Origin of the sequence: Pseudoalteromonas sp. L23, assembly GCF_021728455.1 — a bacterium.
Taxonomy (GTDB): domain Bacteria; phylum Pseudomonadota; class Gammaproteobacteria; order Enterobacterales; family Alteromonadaceae; genus Pseudoalteromonas.
In genome coordinates this window covers 1-11224 of record NZ_JAKKCW010000032.1, presented here as the reverse complement: position 1 = coordinate 11224, position 11224 = coordinate 1, and the positions used below count along the sequence as shown (strand labels likewise).

Here is an 11224-nt window from a genome sequence, read left to right as displayed (position 1 = left end):
CATAACAACATTACAAGCAGGTAATTGGGTCAATGTTTGCAAGAGCTTTGCTCTATCTAACCTTCTGGAAAAACATTTATTACCTTGCTTATCAAACGATAAAAGTTGGAATACATTTTTTGCTAGAACAATTGAAAGCGTGCTAACGTTATTCATGATGGACTCTCCTAATAACTGTGTTTGCAACTATCAGTTTGGCGCATTGACGCCGATTTGGGAGCGTCCATCTCATCACCCACTATTATTTGTACCTATGCTGGCAAAGGGAGTAGAAAGAAGGGCAGCCATTTCTAAAATAGAATCATTGATGACACCCATCATTGTTTGTATCTATGCTGGCAAAGTGAGATTAAAAAGTACGGAAACACTTAAAGAGTAGGGACAAAAGTGTTTTTAGATAGGGTGACCTTTGGCGGATAAGCGGATCGCTAAACTAAAATTGGATTATCGCGCACGACAACGCGCTGTAAATACAGGAGTAAGAAATTCTAGAATTGAGGATGTGAGTTCTGCTAAGCCAACAAGCGCTCGCAGTTTGTTAGATTCGTCCGCCGTCGTTTTTGCAGTGTTTCACAGTAAGCGGTTATTGTTCGTTCTCGACCAACTGCACCGTGAAATACCCGAGAAAATTTCGTAGTGAGTTTTATCCAGTTTTCAGGTTCTATATTGAGTCGAGTAAGAATCGGTTGTGCTTCATTGATATACCCGCGTTTATCGACTCGAATACATTGGCCCGTGAGCTCAACTAATTCAATATAGGACTTGAGTTCAAAAGGTAGGCCTTTAGGCATATGTTTTCGCGGGCTGCCAGCAAAACGTAGTAGGCTTTTTGGTTGTTTGCCCAGCTTAGCGTGGTCGATGCGCTTTTTGATGCTGGTGTAGTCTGAGGTTTCAGGCGTTGCGGCGATTTTGGCTCTAATGGGGTTTAGGTCTACGTAGGCTAGACAAGCAGCCAATGCCGCCTCATCCAGTAATGCTTGGGATTTAAATCGTCCTTCCCAAAAACGGCCTGTACAATTATCTTCTTTATTTGCTCGGCGGGCGATGTCTTCGTTAAGTACGCGCATAAACCAGCTAATATCTGCGAGCCTTTCCCTGTACTTGGCGACATGCTCATTGAGTATCAATCGCTCCGACTCATTGAGTGGCTTACCTTCAGTAAACTTTTGGCTTATCCAATTGCCCTTAAACAACTTGTGCCATCGTATTACAATCGCTTTATCCGACAGGCGCTTAGCTTTTTTATCATCAACATATAAAACAATGTGAGTGTGATTACTCATCACCGCATAAGCGCAAATATCAATACAAAACACAGACCCCAACATCAATAACTTTTCTTCAACCCAATCCCGGCGGTGTTCGTATGATTTGCCAGTAAATTTATCTTCGCCGCACAGAAACGCACGCCTTACGCAACGGGAGATACAGTGGTAATATTTGGTGTCGGTTAAACTGATTTGCTTTTTACGGGCTGTAGCCATAGTTTGTTTTCCTCAATCCTTTGAGTGCAGAATTAAAGCGTAGGCGGTATCTTAGGAAGGTGCAAATTAGTGGTGGGTGTCAGCGATTTGACTCTTGATCAAAATGAACGGGTTGGGCGCCTCGTTAAGCGACTTTAACAAGCTCTTTATAAATACCTAAGCCAATGAAAAATATGTTATGTTTGTTCATGTTAGCCTCTGCTGTTTAGTTATTTGACAAACTAATTATGGCATTGGCTTTAAGCTAACCCACGAAGAAGTGGAGACAAGTGCCATGTGGGAGTCAATATGCCTAGGTATATCAGGAAAGAACCGTGAATAAATTTATATTAGTGTTATTTTGTTTTCTTTTTTCATTTTCTAGTAGTGCACACGATAATTTCACGTCAGAGCAACTAATTGAGAAAGCAAAAGTATTTGTAGCGGCAAAAAATGCGCGTCAACAGCCAAATACAACAATTAAAGAGATAGAAAACTATATCTCACTGCTTTCTGATGACTTTATCGATGAACACGTCAAATTTAAATTTACTTATACAGATAAATCTAAACTCCGAGAGGATATGATTAATAAATTAAAAGATGAAGTCATTTATAGTTCAATAGAAATAAATGAGGTAATGGTTGGCGCTAATGTCGTCTTTGTAAAAATGACCGAATCAGGTAAAGTAAAACCTGCTCATTTAGATAAAACTATTGAATATAGTAAAACCAATATTGTTTCACTTGAGTTTAATCAAGCGGGCTTAGTTAAGCACATTCGTCGACACCACGGGTAATCAATACCATACAAACGCTTTAACACATTAGTGGTGGGTGTCAGCGATCAATAGAACCTTTAACACATTAGTGGTGGGTGTCAGCGATCAATAGAACTACAACATAGAGAGCTTTAGTTGTAGCTAAAACTTGAGTCTCACTTTACCCTAATTTGAGTTGTTATTATCCATACAGAGGCTTTAACCAAGGAACGAAAAATAGCAAGCTCGCGCTCCTTCGTCGCTATTTTATGCTGCTTCTTGGGGGAGTTGTTGCACAGTCTTCACTTTCCTTCAAAGTAATACGGCTTTCATGTAAAGGTTTCACCTTCTGTGTCCCACCAAAAATTTCTAGTTGACTTCATGGGTACTAACCACTACATTTGTAGTGGTTTAAAACTACAAATGTAGTGGTAGAGGTGATAAGTGAAACTAAGTGAATTTGAATTAGACGTGATGAAGTTACTTTGGCAACAAAATGCATGTACTGCCAGTGAGCTTCATAAATATCTTCTTGCAGATGATACAAGAACAAAAAAAGTGGCTTATAACACAGTCAAAACAATCGTAGATCGACTAGAGCAAAAAGGTGCGGTCGAGCGCTGTGGTCAGCAGGGGAGGTCAATCGTCTATCAAGCAAAAGTGACTCAGCAAGCGCTTTCACAGCAGGCAACACCGCGTTTTATGGATCGCTTTTTTAAAGGTAGTTCACGCAGCCTGATAGCTCATTTCATTAAAGAAGAGAGTTTAGACGATGATGATATTGAGTATTTACAAAACCTACTTAAGAGCAAAAAACAGAAGAAAGAGAGCGACTAATGTTTGATTACTTACTCACCGCAAGCTTGCTCAGCATGTTTAGTTTGACTAGCTGCTATTTTCTGAAAACTGCGCCTGCACGAACGCGCTTTTATGTGTTGGTAGTAGGGTTATTGAGTTGGCTAATTCCATGGCAGCAACTTTCCCCACCCCCTTTTTTAATAGATCTGGAGCTTTACACTATTGAGGTAAGTTCTATTTCAGATTCAGGGTCAACTCCACCGAACAGCATCAAGCAAACCACTTTGCAAACCGAATCAAACTGGCTTTCTGGCTATACCATAAACCAAGTGTTTTCAAATTTGTTTGTATTTCTGACAGTGGTAGGTGGAGGACTATTTCTAGCGAGAGTGTTGTCGTATAAAAGATTACTAAGAGGCATCGAAAAGGGCGCCTACACCAGTGAAGAGCATCAATATCTACACACGTCTTGCACCGTAAAATTTACAGAATTGAGTACCCCAGCAATTACGACAGGCCCATTACAGCACACCATTTGGTTAGATTTTAAGATGAAAGGTCGACCAGAACTCGATTCCGTGATTGAGCATGAGTTAACGCATATCAAGCATAAGGACACATATTGGTTATGGCTAATATGTGCGACTGAAAGCGTCTTCTTTTGGAATCCATTCTGTTTGTTGTTAGCAAATTTGGCGCGACAACAAATCGAACTCAGCTGCGATGAAAGCTGTATGGAAAAACTGAGTGATAAATATAGATACGATTTGGCCAGTTTACTGTTGTCCGAACATCAATACCGGTATGAACATGCGTCATTAGGTCATTCAGTATTAGCCGTATCTCACTCGAAAAGTTTCAATATTCAAAGAGTTAAAACACTAAACAAGGAAAAGAAAATGAAATTATCCCATTTAATGATTATCACGGCAGCACTATCTTGTGGTGCCTTAGCTGCTAACCAAATCGTCTCTGAAAAGCAGGTAACACAAGAAGCGAGTAAACAAAAGAGTGAAAATTCTGCGCGATATCAACAGCAATTAAAGGAACTACTCGCTGGGGCGAAAGGTGCGAAATCGGATGATGAAGCACAGCTAACAGCAGCGGTTTCACACATTTTAAATTGGCATAGTAACCGCCGTTCGTTGAATGGTTTTGAAGAGCTGGATATCAAAGTTAAAAGCTTTACCTTGCTCGACCAAACCTATCATAAGCTAGGTCAACACGAAGCAATCTTGACCGCTTACACTAATTGGTTTCCTGAAGGCTCTACTCAACCGCCATTTTTAAAAAACAGATTGGCATCAGCTTATATGCACCTTGGGCAACATCAGCAGGCAGCAGAGCAACTAGAGAGTTTATCTGAAAAAATGCAAAGTCGCTTTCAAATCGGTAGCGCTACTGATTTGGCACGCGCTTACATTGAAATGGCAGACTACGATAAAGCATTAGCTGTATTAAACAGTGATGTTGTAACCAGCGCTGAAAATCAAACATATCAAGATATCCTAAGATACTATGCATACGAAAAACTGAATAACCAAACAAAGGTGAACGAGTTGAAAGAGCGTTTACCTGCGGATTATGCGAAAACGCCGGCAATATTACCTCGCTTACCTCGACCCGGCTCTTTGTTACTGGCGAAGTTATAAATCATTTAAGAAAGCCTGTAAGATGCAGGCTTTTTTAATTTACTAAACTAACCGTGCGCTAGCCGAACAGTTCATCTTCTAGTGTTTTACCATTAACTAACGACTTGTAACGCCAACCCTGTTCACGGCAAAGTTGGAGTACGTCAATATCAACCTGTTGGCCGCTACGGTACTCAATAAGCAGGGCGCCACTGGCATTTACTGTCACCTCTTCAACGCCTTGTAAGGTTTTCAAAAGCGCTATGTGACTACCGGTGCCAGACTCTTTAAGTTTTACTGTCAGCGTGGCAAGTTCCGCTTCTTGGATGCGGTCAACTGCGGTTAATTTACCATGCTGTAAATGTAATACCTGATCGCACAAATCATCGAGTTCTACTAAATCGTGTGAACTCAAAATAAAAGTCGTTTCAGATTGAAGCCTTTTTACTAGGTTTCTGATCTCACGAGCATTCACGGGATCTAATCCAGCCGTGGCTTCGTCAAGTAGTACAATTTCAGGCTTTGAAAGTAGCGTTTGGGCAATACAGATACGTTTTCGCATGCCATGAGATAACTCATGAGGTTTGGCGTGATAACAGTCTTTGAGGTCTACAAGCGCAAGCACTCTGTGCGTTTCACTCTCGGCCGCTTTCGCATCTAAACCTTGAAGTTGTCCGTATAAACGTAGCTGATTACTGACAGAAAACCTTGGATCAAGCTGAGCATCCTGTGGAAGTGCGGCAAGGCGACCAAAAAGTGCAGCGCTGCCAGGTTTGTGACCTAAAATCTGAACATTGCCTGCATCTGCATTTAGATACCCACAAAGTGTGCTAAAAAGGGTGGTTTTACCCGCACCATTTGGGCCAACAAGCGCAATGGGTGAACCTGCGTTTAGGGTAAAAGATACGTTATCTAGTGCGCGCTTTCGTCCATACTCTTTCACTAAATTATTAACTTCAATAATGCTACTCATAGCGTGCGCCTTCTTAATAGTTCACAACTAATTGCAATTAACACGAGGCTATGCAGCACCGGTGTGGCAAAGCGAGAGAGGTTGATATTTTGTGCGATGGTTTCTGTGCCTTGGAATCCAGGAAAAAGATAAAACAGATACTCCGCGTAAGCGCTGTACTCAAGTGCAAAAGCGACCAAAGTAGCGAGCGTTAAGTAGGTTAAAATTGCGTAAATCATACTCATTTTGCTTGAGTTAGCAAAGTGATTAGCAACAGACATCAGGGCAATAAATGGCGCAGTAATAAGCGTTAGCTCTAAAACAATTAATGTCGCTCGACTTAGCCCTGTGAGCCACAAGCTTGGGTCGCGCACCACCATTAATATCCAAGCACCTACAGCAGAAATCGCTATGAGCAGCAACGTATTGAATACCTGCCCAACAAAGCGGCCAACAACAATTTCCGCGCGAGATGTGCGCAGGGTTAGAAATCTCAGTGTGCCGCGGGTTCTATCTTCTACAGTTTGATCTGCGCTTGAAAAGATCACAAAAAGAGGAAATAAAAAGATTGACCAAACTAAGTACAGTGCAAGTTCCATTTCAGGCCACTGGGCAATACGATGCATACCAACGACGCCGGAAAAACTCTGGATCATATTTTTGAAGTTGGGGTCGCTGACAATGGATACCGCTTCTGCAATGGCGTAGCGCAAAATAGCATACCAAACCAAAACAAATGCGGCGATGGCTATCCATCCGCGTTTCGTTGCAAACAAGCGTTGCAATTCAAAGATGGCTATTAGGCCAATTCTTTTTATATTCATAAGGATCCTTGCATGTGACAACACAGACCTCACCGCCAGAGCGGTAGGCTGATTTTGATTTGAGCGTATATGATTGGCGCTAAAAAAGGAAGTTACTGAACTGTAACAAAATTAAACCAATATAAAACGGGCACGATTGAGTGTGCCCGTTTCTGAATCTCTATTTGCTAGCAATTACCAGCCGCAATTACGGCCTTTATTTTGCTCATCTAGGTATTTTTGCAATGGTGCAAAGTAGTCAAGTACTGCTGTTGCATCCATTTCATCTTTACCTGTTAGCGTTTTAAGTGCTTGTTGCCAAGGTTTGCTGCTGCCCATTTCAAGCATGGCATTTAAACGCTCACCAGCTGCTTTCGAGTTGTAAACAGAACAGCGGTGAATGGCTTCTTTGCTTCCAGCAATTTCACAAAGTGATTTGTGGAATTGGAACTGCAAAATATGCGCTAGGAAGTAACGAGTGTAAGGCACATTACCAGGTACGTGGTATTTTGCACCTGGGTCAAAGTCATTTTCTGTACGTGAAATTGGTGCTTTAACACCTTGATATTTCTCTCTTAATTCCCACCACGCTTGGTTGTACTCTGCTGGAGAAATCTCACCAGAGAATACTTTCCAGCGCCATTGGTCGACAAGTAGACCGAATGGAATAAATGCAACTTTGTCGAGTGCCATCTTCATCAATAGACCGATATCTTTTGACTCATCCGGTACGTTATCCAACAAACCAATTTGCTTTAAGTAGCCAGGTGTTACAGATAGCGCGATGGTGTCGCCGATAGCTTCGTGGAAGCCATCGTTGGCACTTTCTTGGTAATACACAGGCTGTTGATTGTAAGCGCGCTGATAGAAGTTATGGCCTAGTTCATGGTGGATAACTGAGAACTCTTCACCTGTACGTTGGATACACATTTTGATGCGTAGGTCGTCTTTGGCATCTAAGTTCCAAGCTGATGCATGACATTGTACGTCGCGGTCTTGTGGTTTAATAAATAAAGAACGTTCGTAGAAAGTCTCAGGTAATGGGGCAAAACCCATAGAGGTGAAGAACTTTTCTGCACCTTTTACCATTTTGATTTCGTCGTAATTGTGTTTAGCCAGTAGCGCCGTTACATCATAACCCGGATCTGCGTTTTCTGGCGCGACTAAGTCATAGATATTGCCCCAGCTTTGTGCCCACATATTGCCAAGCAAGTGTGCAGGAATAGGCTGGTCTTGAGGCACTTTATCTTCGCCGTATTTCTCGCCAAGCTTGGCTCTAACATGACAGTGCAGCGAATCATATAGCGGCTTTACTTGGTTCCAAGTACGGTCAAGTTCTTTTGCAAAGTCGTCCGCTGGCATGTCGTACTTACTGCGCCACATGGCGCCTGTGTCTGCGTAGCCAAGCTCATTAGCACCTTCATTGGTAAGTACCACTTGCTTTTCATAGAGTGGACGCATCGGCTTTGACACTTCTCGCCAACCTTGCCAGATGTCTAAAAGCTCTTCATAGTCGCGACTATTCGCCATCTTAGCCGTCATGTCGCCAAGGCTTAGGCAAGTGCCATCATCTTTACAGTATTTGCCCTTGCCGTACATACCATCAAGCTCTGCAGTGAGCTTTGCAAGTTCCGCTGTTTTGTCAGCATCTTTTGGTGCAGGTAATGTCAGGTTTAGCTTCAATTTGTCAAGCTTGCGGCGAGTATCTTCGTTTAACGTCGAGCCATCAAATTGTGCAGCTTGGTTAGCAAGCTCCACGAGCGCAGCGGTGTATTCCTCATTCACGTCCGCAGCAAATGAAGCGGTATCGTGAGTAATAAAGTTCGCGTAAATCCAAGCTGAGCGGCTAGAGCGGAAGTTAAGGTCAACCAACTGTTCTGACGCCTTATCTAAAAATGCTACTGCATCGGCTTCTGATAACGCTTTATTTGTAGTTTCAGTGGATTTGCAGGCAGAGAGTGCAAAAGTACTGGCAACAATGAGTGCGCCAACACTTAACTTAAATCTTGGTTTCATAGGGTTCACTTGTTGTTTTAATGAATACACGAGCCGAATTAACGCTAGACGGCATTTCAGTATCTATAGCCAGCTACGCTAATTGGGTTAACTGCTAAAATTAATCCAATTAGTAGTCGTATGAACAACTAATCGTAGTGAGCGCGGCTTTTACGCGCAGCAAAGCATCATTTTTTGCTGTGGTGGCAAGAATAATAGCAGGACGACTTGAAAACGACAATTTTGCGATGGACAAACAAAGAGATGCGAGCGCAGATAAAAGTTGAGTTAGTGTGATTATTAACCATAATTAAGGCAGTCAATTGTATCAAAAGGCCGTATTTGAAGCCTGCAAAAAGGAGTGCATATGACTTTAGTTTTATTGGTGATATTGGCCATAGTGGTGGTATTTTGTGTCCGTGATATCAGGGTTAAGTTGATCACTAAACCGCTCTTTAATTATTTCAAAACATCATTACCTGAACTCTCCCAAACCGAGCGAGAAGCGATGGAAGCAGGGAGTATCTGGTGGGATGGCGCGTTGTTTTCGGGTAAGCCGAATTGGCGAAAGTGGTTAAGTAATGATAAACCAAAGCTGAGCGATGAAGAACAGGCATTTATAGATAGCGAATTACACACGCTGCTAAAAATGCTTGATGAAGAAAAAATATCTGAGGCTCAAGACCTGCCTGAAGAAGTTTGGCAATTTTTAAAAGAAAAGGGCTTTTTTGCTTTTATTATTCCAAAGGCTTTTGGTGGTCGGGAATTTAGTGCTCAGGCGAACTCCACCATCGTAGCAAAAATAGCCAGTCGTAGTTTATCTACTGCAGTGACCGTGATGGTGCCAAATAGTTTAGGCCCTGCAGAGCTGCTGCTTCATTACGGTACCAATGATCAGCAGAATACTTGGCTGCCAAAGCTTGCCTCGGGTGAGGCGCTACCTTGTTTTGCATTGACCTCTCCAGAGGCGGGATCGGATGCTGGTAGCATTCAAGACTTTGCGATTGTGTGTGAGCGTGAATTTGAGGGAGAAAAGCAAATTGGACTTGCGGTAACTTGGCAAAAACGATACATCACGCTGGCGCCCGTCGCTGATGTATTAGGACTTGCGTTTAAGGTTTACGACCCGGATCAATTGCTTTCAAATAAAGTAGAGCTTGGGATCACTTGTGCACTTATTCCTACGGCACATGAAGGCGTAAAAACTGGAGAGCGACATAATCCGCTGGGGCAAGCCTTTATGAATGGTACAACCAGTGGTGAAGATGTTTTTATTCCAATGGCTTGGGTGATAGGCGAACAGGCAGGTATCGGCAAAGGGTGGCGCATGTTGGTGTCGTGTTTAAGTGCTGGGCGGGGGATATCTTTGCCTGCGCTGAGCGCGGGGACCGCTCAATTAAGTGCCAGAACGACTTCGGCTTACGCCGGTGTCCGTCGTCAATTTGGTGTACCTATCTCTGCCTTTGAAGGAGTGCAAAGCGCGTTAGCCAGAATTTACGGCTATAGCTATCTCATTGAAGCGGTGAGACAAACCACTGCGTTGGCAATTGATTTAAAGCAAAGCCCTTCGGTAGTCACTGCGATTGCCAAGTATCATCTCACAGAGCATGCAAGGGTGGCATTAAATGATGCGATGGATATTCATGGCGGAAAAGCCATTCAAATGGGGGAAATGAATTATCTTGCTCACAATTATATGGGGATGCCGATTTCTATTACCGTTGAGGGCGCCAATATCTTAACTCGAAGCTTGATGATTTTTGGTCAAGGTGCGACGCGTTGCCATCCTTTCATATTGAAAGAAATGAGTATCGTACAGCAAGAGGATCAATTAATCGCTTTGAAAGAGTTTGATGAAGTGCTTTGCAAACACTTGCAGCATACCTCTGTGAATGGGCTCAAGGCGTTTTTTAATGGCTTCACACTAGCACGTTTCGAACGTGCGCCAGTTAGTGGTGATGTGGCGGCGTATTACCGACGGCTAACATGGTTGAGCCAAGCGCTTTCTGTGTATAGTGATATCGCTATGTTAAAGCTAGGCGGTTCACTAAAACGTAGAGAAATGCTCTCTGCAAAATTAGGAGATGTCTTGAGCTTTCTTTATATCGCCTCGTGTGTGTTAAAAAAATACGAGGATGATGGCCGTCAGCAAGGGGACTTACCGCTGGTAAAGTTTGCCTTAGATCATTGTCTTAACGAAGCAAGTAAGGCTATTTATGCATTTTGCGATAACTTTACCGCAGCACCTCTGGCGTTTTTGCTAAAGCGTATGGCGTTTCCTGTTGGTAAGTGGCTCAAAGCGCCAAGCGACAAATTGGCGGTGCAGGTATGTAGCAATGTTTCTGATCATAACTCGACCCGTGAACGTATCTCGCATCTGTGCGCCGTGGTAAAACACTCTGCGATAGATACGGTTGAGCATGCTTATTTACTGGAAAAGGCGCATGCTCCACTAATGGCAAAATATCGTAAGTGGTGTAAACAAAATAGCGTGAAACTGGTGGGTAAGACATTGAATGAAAAACTCAGTATCGCAATGGACGACAAGGTGATTGATGATAAGAGTTCTGAAACCATCTTTTGTATTGAAACGCTAGTTGCAAAAGCGATTGCTGTTGATGCAAAAGCGCCCAACTAGTTTGTTGTGACGGAGGGATATTGGCTAATTTGTTAAAAAAGCCCCGACAACGGGGCTTCAGACTGTTGAAAAAGGGCTGGACACAGATCTAGCCCTTTGATCTAATAAGCGTAGTGAGTTTAGGGAGTTCACCATGCTTAAAGACAAAACCCCTCAGCAATATGAACTAGAAATGGTCGCTAT

Annotated in this window: 9 protein-coding genes; 5 read left to right on the top strand and 4 right to left on the bottom strand. The window is 42.8% G+C overall.

Translation table 11 applies throughout. The features are described 5' to 3' along the window. On the top strand, nucleotides 1-379 hold a 379-nt coding region (locus L3V43_RS23325), incomplete at its 5' end, for a hypothetical protein (RefSeq protein WP_237117501.1). A gap of 133 nt (nucleotides 380-512) precedes the next feature. Here the strand turns inward: L3V43_RS23325 and L3V43_RS23320 are convergent. Continuing rightward, complete coding sequence (locus tag L3V43_RS23320; protein ID WP_237117502.1) at nucleotides 513-1484, bottom strand: transposase; 972 nt, start codon at nucleotides 1482-1484, stop codon at nucleotides 513-515. 314 nt (nucleotides 1485-1798) lie between these two features. Between L3V43_RS23320 and L3V43_RS23315 the strand changes: the two genes are divergently transcribed. The 3 genes from L3V43_RS23315 to L3V43_RS23305 all read left to right on the top strand — a co-directional run bounded on the left by L3V43_RS23315 (nucleotide 1799) and on the right by L3V43_RS23305 (nucleotide 4674). Next, nucleotides 1799-2263 carry a hypothetical protein gene (locus L3V43_RS23315; protein ID WP_010604954.1) on the top strand — a complete coding sequence of 155 codons (465 nt, stop codon included), beginning with the start codon at nucleotides 1799-1801 and terminating at the stop codon, nucleotides 2261-2263. A gap of 405 nt (nucleotides 2264-2668) precedes the next feature. Next, nucleotides 2669-3061, top strand: coding sequence for a BlaI/MecI/CopY family transcriptional regulator (locus L3V43_RS23310; RefSeq protein WP_010604953.1), 393 nt, complete (start codon nucleotides 2669-2671; stop codon nucleotides 3059-3061). Beyond that, nucleotides 3061-4674, top strand: coding sequence for a M56 family metallopeptidase (locus L3V43_RS23305; RefSeq protein WP_102056930.1), 1614 nt, complete (start codon nucleotides 3061-3063; stop codon nucleotides 4672-4674). The genes L3V43_RS23310 and L3V43_RS23305 overlap by 1 nt, the downstream gene beginning before the upstream one ends. Nucleotides 4675-4732: 58 nt before the next feature. Here the strand turns inward: L3V43_RS23305 and L3V43_RS23300 are convergent, their stop codons facing one another. From L3V43_RS23300 to L3V43_RS23290, 3 genes are all read right to left on the bottom strand, one after another. Beyond that, the gene (locus L3V43_RS23300) at nucleotides 4733-5626 is read right to left on the bottom strand and encodes an ABC transporter ATP-binding protein (RefSeq protein WP_102056929.1); all 894 of its coding nucleotides are present in this window, start codon (nucleotides 5624-5626) and stop codon (nucleotides 4733-4735) included. Beyond that, a complete protein-coding gene (locus L3V43_RS23295; protein WP_102056928.1) occupies nucleotides 5623-6429 on the bottom strand; it encodes an ABC transporter permease subunit in 807 nt (268 codons plus the stop codon). The genes L3V43_RS23300 and L3V43_RS23295 overlap by 4 nt, the downstream gene beginning before the upstream one ends. 174 nt (nucleotides 6430-6603) lie before the next feature. Next, a complete protein-coding gene (locus tag L3V43_RS23290) occupies nucleotides 6604-8424 on the bottom strand; it encodes a M2 family metallopeptidase (protein ID WP_102056927.1) in 1821 nt (606 codons plus the stop codon). A 346-nt stretch (nucleotides 8425-8770) separates the two neighbouring features. On the opposite strand from L3V43_RS23290, the gene L3V43_RS23285 reads away from it, so the two are divergent. Next, entirely contained in the window at nucleotides 8771-11041 is a 2271-nt protein-coding gene (locus L3V43_RS23285; RefSeq protein WP_237117503.1) for an acyl-CoA dehydrogenase, read from the top strand. The last annotated feature ends 183 nt before the right edge of the window (nucleotides 11042-11224 follow it).

What these genes read in the sequence shown, in the direction of transcription:
- L3V43_RS23300 (WP_102056929.1), bottom strand. Translation starts at nt 5,626, where the DNA reads ATGAGTAGCATTATTGAAGTTAATAATTTAGTGAAAGAGTATGGACGA.
- L3V43_RS23290 (WP_102056927.1), bottom strand. Translation starts at nt 8,424, where the DNA reads ATGAAACCAAGATTTAAGTTAAGTGTTGGCGCACTCATTGTTGCCAGT.
- L3V43_RS23305 (WP_102056930.1), top strand. Translation starts at nt 3,061, where the DNA reads ATGTTTGATTACTTACTCACCGCAAGCTTGCTCAGCATGTTTAGTTTG.
- L3V43_RS23295 (WP_102056928.1), bottom strand. Translation starts at nt 6,429, where the DNA reads ATGAATATAAAAAGAATTGGCCTAATAGCCATCTTTGAATTGCAACGC.
- L3V43_RS23285 (WP_237117503.1), top strand. Translation starts at nt 8,771, where the DNA reads ATGACTTTAGTTTTATTGGTGATATTGGCCATAGTGGTGGTATTTTGT.
- L3V43_RS23320 (WP_237117502.1), bottom strand. Translation starts at nt 1,484, where the DNA reads ATGGCTACAGCCCGTAAAAAGCAAATCAGTTTAACCGACACCAAATAT.